The sequence below is a fragment of the Ralstonia mojiangensis genome (assembly GCF_023955645.1).
GTDB classification, from domain to species: Bacteria; Pseudomonadota; Gammaproteobacteria; order Burkholderiales; family Burkholderiaceae; genus Ralstonia; species Ralstonia mojiangensis.
This window is the reverse complement of record NZ_JAMXHU010000005.1, coordinates 446,985-462,786: the sequence shown is the minus strand read 5'-3', so window position 1 is coordinate 462,786 and position 15,802 is coordinate 446,985. Positions and strand designations below refer to the sequence as shown.

17 protein-coding genes are annotated in these 15,802 nt (G+C 63.7%); 6 read left to right on the top strand and 11 right to left on the bottom strand.

Annotated features, from left to right (window positions below; all coding sequences use genetic code 11):
* Window positions 1-4 precede the first annotated feature (4 nt).
* Window positions 5-646 (top strand): helix-turn-helix transcriptional regulator, encoded by a 642-nt coding sequence (locus NG898_RS22555; RefSeq protein WP_252694509.1) that lies wholly within the window; start codon window positions 5-7, stop codon window positions 644-646.
* A 17-nt stretch (window positions 647-663) separates the two neighbouring features.
* Here the strand turns inward: NG898_RS22555 and NG898_RS22550 are convergent, their stop codons facing one another.
* From NG898_RS22550 to NG898_RS22510, 9 genes are all read right to left on the bottom strand, one after another.
* Window positions 664-882 (bottom strand): DUF1059 domain-containing protein, encoded by a 219-nt coding sequence (locus tag NG898_RS22550; protein WP_024978360.1) that lies wholly within the window; start codon window positions 880-882, stop codon window positions 664-666.
* A 138-nt stretch (window positions 883-1,020) separates the two neighbouring features.
* On the bottom strand, window positions 1,021-1,551 hold the full coding sequence (locus NG898_RS22545) for a DUF3455 domain-containing protein (RefSeq protein ID WP_420803715.1): 531 nt from the start codon (window positions 1,549-1,551) through the stop codon (window positions 1,021-1,023).
* 29 nt (window positions 1,552-1,580) lie between these two features.
* Window positions 1,581-1,991, bottom strand: coding sequence for a DUF488 domain-containing protein (locus tag NG898_RS22540; protein ID WP_252694507.1), 411 nt, complete (start codon window positions 1,989-1,991; stop codon window positions 1,581-1,583).
* A 54-nt stretch (window positions 1,992-2,045) separates the two neighbouring features.
* Window positions 2,046-3,074, bottom strand: a complete 1,029-nt coding sequence (locus NG898_RS22535) for an ABC transporter substrate-binding protein (protein WP_252694506.1) — start codon at window positions 3,072-3,074, stop codon at window positions 2,046-2,048.
* A 294-nt stretch (window positions 3,075-3,368) separates the two neighbouring features.
* The gene (locus NG898_RS22530; protein WP_252694505.1) at window positions 3,369-4,265 is read right to left on the bottom strand and encodes an ABC transporter permease; all 897 of its coding nucleotides are present in this window, start codon (window positions 4,263-4,265) and stop codon (window positions 3,369-3,371) included.
* Entirely contained in the window at window positions 4,255-5,049 is a 795-nt protein-coding gene (locus tag NG898_RS22525) for an ABC transporter ATP-binding protein (protein WP_232039974.1), read from the bottom strand. The genes NG898_RS22530 and NG898_RS22525 overlap by 11 nt, the downstream gene beginning before the upstream one ends.
* A gap of 52 nt (window positions 5,050-5,101) precedes the next feature.
* On the bottom strand, window positions 5,102-5,824 hold the full coding sequence (locus tag NG898_RS22520; RefSeq protein ID WP_024978366.1) for a GntR family transcriptional regulator: 723 nt from the start codon (window positions 5,822-5,824) through the stop codon (window positions 5,102-5,104).
* A gap of 146 nt (window positions 5,825-5,970) precedes the next feature.
* Window positions 5,971-8,247 carry a nitric-oxide reductase large subunit gene (locus tag NG898_RS22515; protein ID WP_252694504.1) on the bottom strand — a complete coding sequence of 759 codons (2,277 nt, stop codon included), beginning with the start codon at window positions 8,245-8,247 and terminating at the stop codon, window positions 5,971-5,973.
* Window positions 8,248-8,279: 32 nt separating this feature from the next.
* The gene (locus tag NG898_RS22510; RefSeq protein ID WP_004627827.1) at window positions 8,280-8,570 is read right to left on the bottom strand and encodes a DUF2249 domain-containing protein; all 291 of its coding nucleotides are present in this window, start codon (window positions 8,568-8,570) and stop codon (window positions 8,280-8,282) included.
* Window positions 8,571-8,842: 272 nt separating this feature from the next.
* Between NG898_RS22510 and nirK the strand changes: the two genes are divergently transcribed.
* The 3 genes from nirK to NG898_RS22495 are packed head-to-tail and all read left to right on the top strand — an operon-like array spanning window position 8,843 to window position 11,731.
* Window positions 8,843-10,342 (top strand): copper-containing nitrite reductase, encoded by a 1,500-nt coding sequence (gene nirK, locus NG898_RS22505; protein WP_252694503.1) that lies wholly within the window; start codon window positions 8,843-8,845, stop codon window positions 10,340-10,342.
* A 16-nt stretch (window positions 10,343-10,358) separates the two neighbouring features.
* Complete coding sequence (locus NG898_RS22500; RefSeq protein WP_392397943.1) at window positions 10,359-11,150, top strand: formylglycine-generating enzyme family protein; 792 nt, start codon at window positions 10,359-10,361, stop codon at window positions 11,148-11,150.
* Window positions 11,147-11,731 (top strand): SCO family protein, encoded by a 585-nt coding sequence (locus tag NG898_RS22495; protein ID WP_252694502.1) that lies wholly within the window; start codon window positions 11,147-11,149, stop codon window positions 11,729-11,731. Before NG898_RS22500 ends, NG898_RS22495 begins: the two co-directional genes overlap by 4 nt.
* Window positions 11,732-11,753: 22 nt before the next feature.
* Here the strand turns inward: NG898_RS22495 and NG898_RS22490 are convergent, their stop codons facing one another.
* The gene (locus NG898_RS22490) at window positions 11,754-12,602 is read right to left on the bottom strand and encodes a fumarylacetoacetate hydrolase family protein (RefSeq protein ID WP_252694501.1); all 849 of its coding nucleotides are present in this window, start codon (window positions 12,600-12,602) and stop codon (window positions 11,754-11,756) included.
* Complete coding sequence (locus tag NG898_RS22485; protein WP_252694500.1) at window positions 12,599-13,381, bottom strand: GntR family transcriptional regulator; 783 nt, start codon at window positions 13,379-13,381, stop codon at window positions 12,599-12,601. The genes NG898_RS22490 and NG898_RS22485 overlap by 4 nt, the downstream gene beginning before the upstream one ends.
* Before the next feature lie 217 nt (window positions 13,382-13,598).
* Between NG898_RS22485 and NG898_RS22480 the strand changes: the two genes are divergently transcribed.
* Together NG898_RS22480 and NG898_RS22475 are read left to right on the top strand one after the other, a co-directional pair.
* A complete protein-coding gene (locus NG898_RS22480) occupies window positions 13,599-14,906 on the top strand; it encodes an MFS transporter (protein ID WP_252694499.1) in 1,308 nt (435 codons plus the stop codon).
* Between the two features lie 163 nt (window positions 14,907-15,069).
* Window positions 15,070-15,798, top strand: coding sequence for a maleate cis-trans isomerase family protein (locus NG898_RS22475; protein ID WP_024978375.1), 729 nt, complete (start codon window positions 15,070-15,072; stop codon window positions 15,796-15,798).
* Window positions 15,799-15,802: the final 4 nt, after the last annotated feature.

Sequence of the window (15,802 nt, the reverse complement as noted above, 5' to 3'; positions counted from 1 at the left end):
CCTTATGCCGCGTCTTCTGACCACGTCACCTCATGCCTCGGCAACCGTGCTGCGCCACTGCTACGTAGCGGCCTGCGCAGGCGATGCCGTGGGCGTGATGAACGTGCTGCGCGACGCGTGCGGCGCAGACCATGCTGCGGCAATGATCCGGTGGCGCGTCGATAGAAGGTGGCACTGGGTGGCATCGCGTGGCGCACGCGCGGCTGACATGCTGCTGCATGCAGTGCGCGGTGATGGCGTCGATTCGTGGTCTGTGGCCGATGCCGAAGTGCGCGGCGCGGTGTGGCTCGATTACTGCAAGTCGGGCGTGCCGCAACCCATGCGGCACGGTGCGGCACCACAAGCCTTGCTGCCGCACTTTGCGCAAGCGCTGCCGTTGTGCTGGCAACGCGTTGCCGCGCGCGCGGGCATCTCGCCCGCGCAGCCGGCCAGCCTGTGGTTGACCGATGCATTCCACCTGACGCGCCGCGAAGCCGATGTGGCCGATCTGCTCGCAAGCGGCTCCGACCCAGCCTGTATTGCCCGCACGCTGGGCATTTCACTCGACACGGTGCGCACGCACCTCAAGCACGTCTATCGCAAGACCAACACGCACAGCCAGTGCGATGTGGTGCGGCTGATGCTGGCACTGTCGGCGCGTCGGTAGGAGCGGCCGCATTTTGATCAGGCAGCGGCCATCTTTGGTGGCGCCACGGCAGGGGTGCCGTCCTGGAAAAGGGTCTGCAGTTGCGCCCGCAACTCGGGGGAATCGGTGTGCTTGTGCACGGAAACGGCATGCTGCACAGCCGCCTCCAGCAGTTCGGCATCGCTGTCGGCGCTGATGGCGACCGAGCAGTTGGTCTCGCTGGGGAAGGCGCGGCAATCGATGTAGCGGCGGCCCATGGTGGTGCTCCTGGAATGACGAATGACGACGGCGCGACGCGGTGAACCACCGGTCGCGCGTCTCTTCGTTATAGGGTCGCCAAGGAAGCGCGTCGTCCCCCGTATGGGGTAGGGGCACCAACCGCTGGCAGCGGCGCGTCAGTCGAGGAAGACGTATTGCGCAAGGTACGGGCTGCGGCCTTCCTGGCCTTCTTCCGTACAAGGTTGTGCGGGTGCGATGCCGCCGTGGGTCTGCAGCCGCTGCACGTAGCGCACACTGCTCAACAAGCCCGCGCCGCCAACATTGGTGGCTTGCAACAGCAGCAGCGGAATGGCACCGGCTTCCGAGGTGTTTGGCGCTTGCTGCAAGACTTTTCCTGTGATCTTGCTGCCGTCTGGGGCTTCCCAGCTTGGGCCCGCACCGTGTTTGATGACGAGCTTGCCGCTGGCATCGTAAAGCTCCGCCAGTGGCGCCTTGAAGGCCCACGCCAGGGGCTTGTCGCCGTCGCGCTTGCAAACGTAGATTTGCACCCCCGTGGCCGATAGCGTGGCGACGATGTGGTGTGCATCGGCTGGCTGGAGCACGGCGGGCGCAGTTTGCGCCATGACTGTCTGCGCGCTGGTCATTGCCAGTGCGAGCAGAAGGGCTGATGCGGTGCGGTGACGAAGCGTTCGGGGCAGGCTGGTCATGGTCTTCCTTGTATAAGTGGCGTGCTTGTTCACGGAGCCACCTTTGCCCCACGTTCCCTCAACAACTCGCGCAGCACTGACCGATGGCAATGCGCCTCGTCCTCGCAATAGCAGCCGACCGACAGGTTGGTCTGGTGCGATAGCGCGGCCAGCATGTCGAGCAATCGTGCCGCATCGCCGTCGCGCATTTCGGTGCGGAAGTTGCGCACGAAGGTTTGCCAGCCCTTGTTTTGCTGATCCTTGTCGTGCGCGGTCTGTGCGGCCTGCGCCTGCTTGACGAGTTCGGGCGTGGGAGAGAGCAGCGGCATCCAGACGTCGTAGAAATCGCGGCTGGCGAATTCTTCCTTGGGCACGCCGCGTGGCGGGCGCCGCACGGTGCCGATGCGCAAGCCTTCGTCGGGGTGGCGCGGCTCGCCGAGCCGGACGATGCGTAGTGCCATGAAATGCCTCCGTGCGGATGCTGCGTGCTGCTCGTTGTGCTCAGGCGTTTTGCGTTACGAACCCTGCCGGTTCTGCACCGTCGGGAAGAAAACATCCTTCCACGACGCGGGCTTGTTCTTGAGCGTGCCCACGCGCTGCATGAATTCAGCATAGTGTGCGACGCCCACGGGCGTGGTCGTGAAGCGCGAATCCGGATCGTCCAGGATCTTCTTCACTTCTTCCGGCGAACTCTTCACCTTCGATTGCGCAATGTAGATCTGCGCAGCTTTGGTCTTGTCCTTGGCGATGAGGGCGTTGGCTTCATCCAGCGCCGCCACGAAGGCCGCCGACAGCTTCGGGTTGGCCTCGTAGAACTTCTTGCTGGTGTAGGTCATGTCCAGCGTGATGTTGCCCAGCACATCGACCGTGTTGAACACGCGGTGCAGGCCGGGCGCGGCGGCCTCGGTGTACGAGAAGGGTGGCGAGGCCATGTGGCTGTTGATCTGGCTGCCGCCGGCCAGCATGACGGCGGTGGCGTCAGGGTGCGGCAGCGGCACGGTGATCGGGTCAAGCTTGTTGAACTGCTTGTCGCCAAACGTCTTGGCGGCGGCCATCTGCAGCACCACCGCCGGCAGCGAGGTCTTGATACCCGGCACGGCAATGCGGTCCTTGTCGGAGAAATCCGCCAGCGTCTTCACGTTCGGGTTACGCGTCATCAGGTACATCGACGAGGAGCTTAGCGACGAGAGCCCGCGCACTTCCATCGCGCTGCCGCGCGTCTTGTCCCACAGCGTGAGGAAGCCCGGGACGCCCAGCGAGGCGATGTCCAACGCGCCCGAAAGCATCGCGTCGTTGATGACGTTGCCGCCGTCCAGGATGCGATAGCTGACTTTGACGTCGCCCAGTCCTGCGGCCTTGGCTTGCTTCTCCAGCAGGTGTTCGCTGGCCATCACCATGATGGGCAGGTAGAGGATGCCGTAGCCGTGGGAGATACGGACTTCGCTGGCTTCAGCATGCGCGGTGCTGACAGCGCCGCCGAAGAGGGATGTGGCCAGCGTGGCGGCCATGGTGAAACGGAGGATGTTGCGGCGGGGTTGCTGCATCTTGTGTCTCCTTGTTGCTGTCGATTTTTATGTCTGTTGGTGGTGCATCTGGTGTTTCGTCCCCTGCTGGGGCCGACTCACTTTCTTTGTCTTGCCAAAGAAAGTAAGCAAAGAAAGGCGCGCCCGATGCGACGAAAGACTCCTTGAATTTCCGTGACCGTCGTGCGGAGAAGGAGGCAAACTCGCATCGCTCAAACAGGCCTCCTTCTTTTTTCCGCCCGCTCACAAAAATTCAAGGCGCCGCATAGGGCAGAGTACGGCCAAACCGTCTGGGCGCTTGCGTTGCGCCCATGTTCAGTTCTGCATGCCCCAGCGTTTGACGGTGCGTGCCTCCAGCGTGCGGAACACCAAGTTCTCTACCAGCAGACCGATGATGATCACCGTCAGCAGGCCGGCGAACACTTCGGGAATCTGCAGTTGGTTCTTGTTCTCGTAGATGTACCAGCCGAGACCGCCCTGGCCGGAACTCACGCCAAATACGAGTTCGGATGCAATCAACGTGCGCCATGCAAATGCCCAGCCGATCTTCAGGCCCGTGAGGATGGATGGGAACGCCGCCGGGATCAGGATCTTGGTCAGATACCCCATGCCCGAAAGCCCGTAGTTGCGGCCTACCATGCGCAGCGTGTTCGATACCGACAGGAAACCGGCATGCGTGTTGAGCGACACCGCCCACACCACCGAATGCACGATCACGAAGATCAGGCTGCCGTTGCCCAGGCCGAACCACACCAGCGCGATTGGCAGCAGGGCGATGGCCGGCAGCGGGTTGAACATGGCGGTGAGCGTTTCCAGAAAGTCCTGCCCGAGCCGATTGCTGATGCCGAGCACGACCAGCGCGCAAGACAACGCCAAGCCGAGCACGTAGCCTGCCAGCAGTGTTTGCATCGACGTGCCGATGCGAGCAAACAGTGTGCCGCTGGCCAACCCTGCCCACAGTGCCTGCACGGTATCGGAGAAGGTCGGCAGCAGCAGCGGGTTGTCGAGCCAGCGCGCACCGCCTTCCCACACGAGTGCGAGCACGACGAGGATGACGAGCTTGCGCAGCCACGCCTGCTCGTACAGGCGTTCAGCAATGGAGAGCGGTTTTTCCACCACGCCGATGCGCTCGAACGCCACGGGCGTGCTGTAGACGGGCGCGCGGTTGCTGATGTCGGTGGTAGCCGGCATGGAAAGGGTTTCAGTCTGCATGGGTTTCCTCCACCGTGCGGGCGAACAGCATGTCGTGGATCTCGGCTTCGAGGGCCTTAAAGCGCTCAGGGTCATCATCACCGCGCGCGAGGCTCGGTAGTTCGGCACGCACCTGGCCGGGATGCGGCGAGAGAATCAGGATGCGGCTGCCGCAGCGGATCGCCTCCGGAATCGAGTGCGTGACAAACAGCACGGTGAAGCGCGTTTCATCCCACAGCTGCAGCAACTCGTCTTGCATCTTGCGGCGCGTAAGTGCGTCGAGCGCGGCGAAGGGCTCGTCCATCAGCAGCACGTCGGGCTCCATCGCCATGCCGCGCGCAATGGCCACGCGTTGCTTCATCCCGCCCGACAGCATGTGCGGGTGATGGTCGGCAAACTTGGTGAGGTTGACTTTGTTGATGTAGTGCAGCGCGCGTTCTTCGGCTTCACGCGCGCCCAGCTTGCCCGTGGAGAGCAGCGGGAACAGCACGTTCTCTTTCACGGTCTTCCACGGCAGGAGCTGGTCGAACTCCTGGAACACCATCATGCGATCCGGGCCAGGCTTGGTCACGGGCTGGCCCTTCAGGCGGATCTCGCCCTCGGTGGGCGTGAGGTAGCCGCCGATGGCTTTGAGCAAGGTCGATTTACCGCAGCCCGATGGGCCCAGCAGGATGTAGCGCTCGCCGGGGTAGACCTGAAAGTCGACGCGGTAGGTGGCCGTCACCAGATGCTGGCGTGTCTTGTACTGCAGCGTGACGCCGCGCACGTCCAGCAGCGGTGGGGCCGTCGATGAGTTGGCCTGCATGATGTTGTCTCCTGTGTGTGTTTTGTCGGTATGGGTGGCAGCGTGTGGGGCGTTACCGAATATCCACGTGGTACCGGAAGTGCGCCGCCGCGCCGCGCGAGCGCCGCCATTCGAGCGGCACCCGGTCGTAGCCGCGCGCAACGCGTTCGATCACCATCACCGGATCGCCGGGCTGGATGCGCAAGAGCCGCGCATACGTTGCGTTGACGGCCTCGGCGGTGAGCGTTTCTTCGGCGCTCGCAATGATCTGGCCGCAGTGGGATTCGTACAGCGGATACAGCAGGTCGCCAAACGCGTCGAGTTCCAGCGTGGCGAGCGGCGCAAAACGGTCGTACGGCAACCAGATTTCTTCAGCGAGCATTGGCGCGCCATCCAGCAGGCGCAGCCGAGTCAGTCGAATGACCGGTGAGCCGGTTTCTATCTGCAGGCCCGCAGCCGGTGCCGACGGCGCATCGAGCACGTCGCGCTTGAGGATGCGGCTCTCAGGAATGCGTCGCTCGCCGCTTTCACTCTGGAAGCGGAAAAAGCGAAACAAGGAACTGGCAAAGCTGGCACGCCGCACGAAGGTGCCACGGCCCTGGAAGCGTTCGAGCAGCCCTTCGGCCACCAATACGTCGACCGCTTTGCGGACGGTGCCGACTGCCACGTTGTACGTCTTGGCAAGCTCGGCTTCGGTCGGGATGGCGTCGCCCGGGCGCCAATGCTGCTGGGCGATCTGCGCGGCCAGATCGTCGCGCAATTGCTGATAGCGGGGCAGGCGGAGATCGGCGGGCATGGGGTATCGGAAGTGGTCAACTATTCATCTATATGACTCGTCATTGTAGGGAGCTTGGGAGCGGCCGGCATTACAGGAAAACCCGCAGGGCCCGGTCGAATCGACACGGGCCCTGCGGGTTTTTGAGAGAACTGCTGGGTTAAGAATTAACGCGTGGCGCGAGCCGAAGCCGGCAGCGGCTCGGTCTGTTGTGCCTTCGGACGGCGCAGCAGCCGCAGCGCATACCAAGCCAGCACAAGCGCACCGATAGCAAACACGATGTCACCCGGCACACGCAGCCAGACCAGCGTTTCCATCACTTTCGAGTGCACCACCTCCGGCGAACGGGCGTACCACATGCCCTTGGTGACGCTGGCCCAGGCCTGGTAGATACCGGCCGGCAGCAGCGACATGAACACCATCATTGCCAAGCCGATGTTCAGGCCCCAGAACGCGGGCTTGAGCAGGCGATCGGCATGCAGGCTGCGCGCATACAGGCCGCGCAGGCAGAACAGCATCAGGCCGATACCGAGCATGCCGTACACCCCGAACAGCGCAGCGTGCCCGTGGGCGGCCGTCATGTTCAGACCCTGCACGTAGTACAGCGAAGCCGGCGGGTTGATGGCGAAGCCGAGCAGACCCGCGCCGACGGTGTTCCAGAAGCCCACGGCCACGAAGCACAGCACGGGCCACTTGTAGGCGTTGAGCCAGGGCGTGCCTTGCGTGCGGCGATAGTTCTGCAGCGCTTCCAGCCCGATCAGCGTAAGCGGCACCACTTCCAGCGCAGAGAACACCGCACCCACCGAGATGATCGAGGTCGGGGTGCCCGTGAAGTACAGGTGATGCAGCGTGCCCAGGATGCCGCCAAACAGGAACACGATCGTCTCTGCCACGATGGCGCGGTTGGCGCTGCTGGCGCGAATCAGGCCCAGGCGCGTGAAGATGAGCGCGATGACGGCGGTGGCGAACACTTCAAAGAAGCCCTCGACCCACAGGTGGACGAGCCACCAGCGCCAGTATTCGATCATCGAATAGTGCGTGTGTTGGCCCCACACCAGCGACGTCGAATAGAACCCGCCGATGCATGTGGCCGACAGGAACACCATGGCGATCAGCCCGCGCGATTCCGACGGCGTCTTCAGAGCCGGCCACAGCGCGCGGCCCAGCAGCACGACCCAGAACAGCAGGCCGACGAACAGCAAGATTTGCCACACGCGACCCATGCTGGTGTATTCCAGCCCCTGGTTACCGACCCAGAAGCCGAAGTCCGCACCGCGATGTTGCAGCGTGCCAAGCCAACCGGTGGCGATGGAACCCACCACGATAAAGATCAGCGCCCAGAACAGCACATCAACGCCGAGCTTCTGGAACTTCGGTTCACGCCCCGACAGCAGCGGCGCAATGTACAGGCCCGTGGCCAGCCACGCCGTGGCAATCCACAGCACGCCAAGCTGCGTGTGCACGGTGCGGCTGATCACATACGGCAGCACCTGCGCCAGCGGAATCCCGAAGAACGATTCACCTTCCACCGCATAGTGAGCGGTGATGGCGCCCATGCCGATCTGCACCAGCATCAGGCCGATCACGGCAAAGAAGTACTTGCGCGTGGCCTTCATCGACGGCGTGGCAACCACGTTGAGGAACGGATCGGCCGGCAGCGGCGCAGCCTCCTCTTCGTGCTTGCTGCTGCCGTGCAGCCACAGCATGGCGGCAATACCGCCGAGCAGCAGCACGATGCTGACCATCGACCACATGGCGGCACCGCCGGTCATGGTGTTGCCAACCAGGGGTTCATGCGGCCAGTTGCTCGTGTACGAGATGTCGGTCTCGCCCGGGCGGTCGGCAGCGGCGGCCCACGACGTCCAGAAGGAGAACGCAGCCAGGGCTTCGCGATCGGCCGACTCCGGCAGCACGCCGGTGGCCATGGCGTATTGATCACGCAGCGTTGCGAGCGACGGATCGGTGCCGAACAGGGCCTCGAAGTGCTGCGCCACGCCGCGGATGGCCTCTGCGCGCTCACGCGACACGGTCAGGATGTCGTGATTTGCGTCGTACGTATTGCGGCGCATTTCCTCCGTCACGCTGGCGTCGACGGCAGCTTGCTGCACGGTCGTCAACGGTGCATCGGTATCGAACTGCTGATGCGCGCGAATGGCTTGCAACGCTGTGGCTTCACGGTGAAGCCAATCGGCAGACCAGTCAGGCGCAACGTAGCTGCCGTGGCCCCAGACGGTGCCAAGCTGCTGGCCGCCGGCTGCCAGCCAGGCTTCCTGGCCGCGCTGGATTTGTTCGCCGGTAAAGAGCACCTCGCCCACAGAGGTGACGACGGCATGCGGGATCGGCGGCGCTGCCAGATAGATCTGCCGGCCCAGATAGCCCAATGCCCCGAACGACAGGATGAAGATCAGGCCGAGCCACCGCCACAGCCTTTGGTTGTTTTTCATGACAAGGTTCCTTGCAGGATGCAATCGGAAATTCAGGCGCCGCCACCGCAACCACCGCAGCAGTGGCCAGCGCTGGCGGCAGACGCCACCTTGGTGATGGCAACGCGCCACGTGCCGGGGCCGCGCTCAAGGTAGTCCCAGGAAAACTGGCCCGGGCGCTCCACTTGAAACTGCGACTGCAGCGGGCGCGGATCGTGATCGTTGATCAGCTCCAGGCTCTGGCCGATGCCGAGTTCCCCGAAGGCGGAGAAGATCAGCGGATGGCGCTCGCGCGGCGCCAGCACGCGGAGGTCGAGCTGGATGGTGGAGGCGGACTGTGTCATGGGGATTCCCTCTGTGGGTGTCGCATCAAAAAGATGCATTAAGGATGCAACTATATTAGTGAGCAGAATCTCCGGCGTTATTGATGTATATCAGATGCTTGTTTTATGGGTATCTTGAAGCGGCAAATCACGACACGACTGGGCTTGCCCGGCATGCGGCGGGGCAGATGTGCCGGTCGGGGCCGGTTTTCGTTTGCGCTGTATCAAAGCCCTACTGGCAGTCGGGGCCTAACGTGGAGCGGACGACACCAGACCGATACACGGGAGAAAAAATGAGCCGTCTTCACACCGTCCGCAGCCTGATGCGCGCGGGCTTGATTTCTGTAGTGCTGGGCGCAGTGCTTGCGGGCACGGCAGCCCGCGCCGCCACTGCCAAGTTGCCGGGTGACTTTGGCCCGCCACGTGGCGAGCCGATCCACGCCGTCCTCACGAGTCCGCCGCTTGTGCCACCGCCGGTCCACCGGAACTATCCAGCCAAGGTCATCGTGGAGCTGGAAGTAGTCGAGAAGGAAATGCAGATCTCTGAAGGCGTCAGCTACACCTTCTGGACGTTCGGCGGCACCGTTCCTGGCAGTTTCATCCGCGTGCGGCAGGGCGACACGGTGGAGTTCCACCTCAAGAACCACCCGAGCAGCAAGATGCCGCACAACATCGACCTGCACGGCGTGACCGGTCCGGGCGGCGGCGCAGCATCGAGCTTCACCGCACCGGGCCACGAATCGCAGTTCACCTTCAAGGCGCTTAACGAGGGCGTCTACGTCTACCACTGCGCCACCGCGCCCGTGGGCATGCATATCGCCAACGGCATGTACGGCCTGATCCTCGTTGAGCCGCCCGAAGGCCTGCCCAAGGTGGATCACGAGTACTACGTCATGCAGGGCGATTTCTACACGGCTGGCAAGTACCGCGAGAAGGGCCTGCAGCCGTTCGACATGGAAAAGGCCATTGACGAACGTCCGAGCTACGTGTTGTTCAACGGTGCCGAAGGTGCGCTCACCGGTGACAAGGCGCTGCACGCCAAGGTGGGTGAAACGGTGCGCATCTTCGTTGGCAACGGCGGGCCCAATCTTGTCTCCAGCTTCCACGTAATTGGTGCCATCTTCGACCAGGTGCGCTACGAGGGCGGCACCAACGTGCAGAAGAACGTGCAGACCACGTTGATCCCGGCGGGTGGCGCAGCGGTTGTGAAGTTCACCGCGCGCGTGCCTGGCAGCTATGTGCTGGTCGACCACTCGATCTTCCGAGCCTTCAATAAGGGCGCCATGGCGATCCTCAAGGTGGATGGCCCGGAGAACAAGCTCGTCTATTCCGGCAAGGAGCTGGATTCGGTGTACCTGGGCGATCGTGCTGCTCCCAATATGACCGCCGTCACCAAGGCGACGCAGGCCTCGGTGAGCGGCACGCTGACCGTGCAGGATCAGGTGCAGGCCGGCCGCGCGCTGTTTGCGGGTACCTGCTCGGTGTGCCACCAGGGCAATGGCGCCGGGTTGCCGGGCGTGTTCCCGCCGCTGGCCAAGTCGGATTTCCTGGCAGCAGATCCGAAGCGCGCCATGAACATCGTGCTGCATGGGCTGAACGGCAAGATCAAGGTCAACGGGCAGGAATACGACTCCGTCATGCCGCCGATGACGCAGCTCAATGACGACGAGGTCGCCAACATCCTGACCTACGTGCTCAACAGCTGGGACAACCCCGGTGGCCGCGTGAGCGCGGAAGACGTGAAGAAGGTGCGTGCCCAGCCGGCGCCCGCCAAGGCCGTGGCCGAACATTGACCGGATCCGCACGACCATGGGCCGCCTGACCTTGCACCTTGCAGCCATGTTGATGGCGCTGGCTGGCGCCGCCGCACAGGGCGCCACCTATGTGCGGTTGCCCGGCGGCGATTTCGACAGCGTGCTGCCCCAGAACGCACCGGGGCAGCCGCAGCGGGTGCGCATCGAGCCGTTTGAGTTGCGCACCACGCCGGTCACCATCGGCGAGTTCCAGACTTTCGTACAACGTCACGAGGCCTGGCAGCGTGGCCGTGTGCCGCAGGTCTTTGCCGGCAAGGCCTACCTTGCCGACTGGGCCGACGCGACGCACGCCGATGCGCAAGCCTCGCCGCAAGCGCCGGTGACTGGCGTGAGCTGGTTTGCGGCCCGTGCCTATTGCGAAAGCGAAGGGGCGCGCCTGCCGACCTGGCTTGAGTGGGAATCCGCCGCTGCGGCCGACGCCACACGTGCAGACGCCCGCGACGACCCGCAATGGGCGCAACGCATTCTTGGCTGGTACGAACGGCCCGCCACGCGTGTGTTGCCGCCCGTTGGCGGTCCAGCGGATGTCCATGGCGTGCGCGATCTGCACGGCCTGATCTGGGAATGGGTCGACGATTTCAACGCACTCTTCATCGCCGGGGACAGCCGCACGCAGGGCGACCCCGACAAGCAGAAGTTTTGCGGCGCCGGTGCCATCAGCATCGTCCGCCGCGACAGTTACGCCGTGTTGATGCGCGTGGCGTTGCTGTCTTCACTCGAAGGCGCCGATGCCACGGGAAGCCTTGGCTTTCGCTGCGCCCGATCCATCAATGGAGAACGTCCATGACGCTTCTTAAGCAACTTTGCCGTGCCTTCGTGGCATGTGTGCTGGCGGGGGCCGCCGCAGGCGCGCTTGCCGCCGGGCCCGTCGCTTCGGGCTCGCTGTATCAATCTGACGTGGCGTTGACCGACCAGAACGGCCGCGTCTTTCATCTGGCAGACCTGCGCGGCGAGCCGGTACTCGTGAGCATGTTCTATTCATCGTGCCAGATGGTCTGCCCGATGATCTTCGAGACCATTCGCGCGACGCTGGCCAAGGGCGGTAAGCCCGCGCACGACGGCGTGCGGGTGCTGATGGTGACGGTCGATCCGGAGCGCGATTCCGTTGCGTCGCTCAAGAAGACGGCCAACGCGCATGGCGCCGACGACCGCTGGCAAGTCGCCCGCGCAAACGCCAGCGGCACGCGCGAGGTGGCCGCGCTGCTGGGCGTGCAATACCGGCGCCTGGCAGATGGCGACTTCAACCACTCAAGCACGATCCTGCTGCTGGACGCAGAAGGGCGCATCACCGCGCGCACCAATACGCTGGGCGCGGTTGATCCGAAGCTGGTGGACGCGATGCGCAAGCTGGTGGCGGCACAGCGCTGAGCGCGCCGCGCCGCATGTCTGTCTAGGCTTTGGTGTAGGCGGCGACCGTCTGTGTCTGCACGCCAAGGCCGTCGATGCCCAGGCGCATGGTGTCACCGGCCTTGAGATAGCGCGGGGGCTTGGCTCCCATGCCGACGCCGGGCGGCGTGCCGGTGCAAATCAGGTCGCCTGGGTGCAGCGTCATGAAGCGGCTGACGTAGCTCACCAGATGCGCCACGCCAAACACCATGGTCGCCGTGTTGCCCCGCTGCGCACGTTTGCCATTGACGTCGAGCCACAGGCCAAGCGCCTGCGGGTCGGGCACTTCGTCACGCGTGACCAGCCACGGGCCGACGGGGCAGAAGGTGTCGCAGCCCTTGCCCTTGTCCCACGTGCCGCCGCGCTCAAGCTGGAACTCGCGTTCCGACACATCGTTCACCACGCAATAGCCGGCAACGTGCGAGAGCGCTTCTTCGCGGGAAACATCGCTCGCCGTCTTGCCGATCACTACACCGAGTTCAACCTCCCAGTCGGTCTTTTCAGAGCCGCGCGGCAGCATGACGGCATCGTTGGGGCCGTTCAATGCGCTGTTGGCTTTAAGAAAGAGGATGGGCTCAGCAGGAGGCGGCAAGCCGGCTTCGGCGGCATGGTCGGCATAGTTCAGGCCGATCGCGATGATCTTGCCGATGCCGGTCCACGGCACACCAAAACGGGTATCCGGCAGCACGGGCAAGGCGGCGATGTCGACGCCTGCGAGTTGTGCGAGCGCGGCATCGGACAACTGCTGCGGACCCAGTTCGCTGACCACGCCTGACAGGTCGCGCACGCGGCCTTGCATATCGATCAGGCCCGGGCGCTCTGCGCCGGGCGCCCCCACGCGTACGAGCTTCATTGCGCGCCTTTCTTGGGGGCTTCCTTGGTCGATCGGGTCGGGCGTCCGGCCTCGGCCAGGCTGCTTGCCACGACGCTCAGCACTTCCTTGGCTGTGTTCTCCGAGTGCAGGCGCAGCACTTCTGCCAGGCGCGGGCGGCCGGGCTCGCGAAGGGCGGCCATGATGGCTTCGTGTTCTTCGTGCGATTCCTGCCAGCGCAGCGTGTCGGCGTTGGCCGCGCCGCGCGCGCGGTGCACCTTGCTCATCAACGTCGCGTAAATGCCGGCCAGCACTGGGTTGGCCGTGCCATCAATGATGAGCTGGTGAATTTCCTGGTTGATGCGGAAGTACTCGGTGCGCCTGCCCGCCGCATGCGCTTCAAGCATTGCCTGGTGCTTGCGTTCCAGGCGCGCCAGAGCCACCTCGGACAGCCGCGCCGCCGCCAGTTCTCCAGCCGTGAATTCCAGCCCATGCAGCGTTTCGAAGGTGGCGCGCAGTTCATCCAGATCGAGCGGGGCGACGCGGTAGCCGATGTACTGCCGATGCAGCACCAGCCCCTCGGCCACCAGCACCTTGAGCGCCTCACGCAGCGGCGTCTTCGAGACATCAAACATTTCACAGAAAGCACGCTCGTCGATGCGGGCGCCGGGCGGCAATTCGCCTTCTTCGATGAGGGTGCGCAGGCGCGAGGCAATTTCGGCCGACATGCCGAGCGTTCGCAGGCGAGAGGATTGATGCAGCGGTTGGGTCACAGACGTCACCAGAATGGGGAAGATGCACCACAAAAGGCTATCACACACCGAGATTGTGCTTTTTGTAATCAATAAAATCAACAACTTACGGATATTGTAATTACAGATTACGTATCCTATACTCGGCCACGTTGCGCAACACAAACCAATCAAATCGACTCAGGAGGTCGTTTCGGTGGGCGGAGTTGGGGGAGGATCGGCGTCAAGCCCGGCCCCCAAGCCCGTTTTCCGAAACGACTTCCGGAGCTACCAGGAGACACGCGTAATGGAAACCGCAAGCCCGGCCCCGGCCATGGCGTTAACGGAGACGAAGAGCTCTGTGCGCTGGAAGATTTTCTTGATGATGTTGATGCTGATTTCCATCAACTACGTCGACCGCGCATCGTTGTCAGTCGCGATGCCGTTGATCGCGAAGGAATTCAACATCGGCCCGGCGGTGCAAGGCTTACTGCTGAGTTCGTTCTTTCTGACGTACGCGCTCATGCAGATTCCGGGCGGCATGCTGGCAGACCGCTTTGGGCCACGTGTGGTGATTGCCGGGGCCACGCTGGGCTGGGGTTTCTTCCAATCCATTGCGGCTGTGTGTACCGGTTGGGTTCCGCTGCTCGTCACGCGGCTTGGCCTGGGTGCGGCCGAGGCGCCCATCTACCCCGCCGGCGGTAAGCTCAACGCCATCTGGATGACGCAGAACGAACGCGGTCGCGGTGCCACGCTGCTCGACGGCGGCGCGCCGCTGGGCGCGGCACTGGGCGCGCTCATCATCGCTGGGCTGATCGCCGAATTTGATTCGTGGCGCACGTCGTTCGTGGTGGCCGGTATCGGGACGATGGTGGCGGGCCTCTTTTCGTGGTGGTACATCCGCAACCACCCGCGCGAGCATCCGTCCGTCAATGATGCTGAAGCCTCCTACATTGAAGAGGCGCACGCGGCCGACCAGGCTGCCGAGCCCGCCGCTGTCAGCGGCAACGTGCTGGACTTCTTCAAGTACCGCTCGGTGTGGGGCATGTTCTTCGGCTGGATGTGCTTCAACGCATTGTTCTACGGTCTCCTGACCTGGATGCCGACCTATCTGTCGAAGGTGCACGGGCTGGACATCAAGGAGATGGGCGGCGCCGTGTTCACCATGTTCTTCTCCGGCTTTGTGGGCGAGATGGTGGGCGGCTGGATTGCGGACAAATGGATCGCCACCGGGGCATCGCGAGCCCGGGTGCTGCGCACGCTGTTCGGCATCGCTTCGGTACTGGCCACGATCGCCATCTACACGGTGGCGCGCTTCAAGGAGCCGGCCGTTGTGGTGGCACTGTTGTCGACCACGCTGTTCTTCCTGCGCTGGTGCGGCCTGTTCTGGTGCATTCCGTCGATCCTGGGAACGCGCAAGCGTGTGGGTTTCCTGGGCGGCACGATGAATCTGGGCGGCAACTTCGCCGGGGTCGGCATGCCGATCATCGTCGGCCTGATCGTGCAGACGACCGGTTCGTACGACATGGCGCTGATGCTGTTTGCCGCCGCCGGCGCGGGCCTCTTCATCTGCTCGACGCTGCTGATCGACTACAGCAAGAAGCTGCCGGTCTGAGCTGCGATGAACCAACGTAAGCCAACGCCACTCGCGCACCGCGGCGCGGCGTTTGCTTCCGACTCTTGACGACAAGCTGCAACCGTACTCATCAACATAACAAGCCGGCCCCGGTGCTCACACTCGCGAGCACCGGGGCGCGCAAACCACGAAGAAGACTCCCATGACAAAACGCATCAAGCTCGGCATGCTCACGCCATCGTCCAACACGGCGCTGGAACCCATTACCAGCGCCATGGTGAGCGGCCTGCCCAATGTGAGCGCGCATTTCTCGCGCTTTACCGTGACGGAAATTTCGCTGCGCGACCAGGCGCTTGGGCAGTTCGATCTGGAGAAGATCCTGAACGCCGCCAAGTTGCTGGCCGACGCGCACGTCGACGTGATTGCCTGGAACGGCACGTCGTCCGGCTGGCTCGGCTTTGAGAAAGACGAGGCGCTGTGCCGCCAGATCACGGAAGCCACTGGCATTCCGGCCACCACGTCAGTGTTGGCGCTCAACGAGATCCTGGCGAAAACCGGCGCACGCGATTTCGCGCTCGTTACGCCGTATCTGGATGACGTGCAGCAGCGCATCGTGCAGAACTACGCGCGCCACGGTTTCAAGTGCGTGGCTGAGCGCCATCTGGACTTGCACGTCAACCACAGCTTTGCCGACGTGGAAGAAGACACCATCCGCACCCTGGTGCGCGACGTTGCGCAGCAAAAGCCGGCCGCCATCACCACGTTCTGCACCAACCTGCGCGCTGCCCACCTGGTTGAAGCGCTGGAAGCGGAAACGGGCATTCCCGTGTACGACACCATCTCGACCGTCGTGTGGAAATCGCTGCGGCTGGCGGGCGTCGACACGCGCGAACTGCGCGGGTGGGGCCGCCTGTTCTCGGACGTCGCTTAACGGA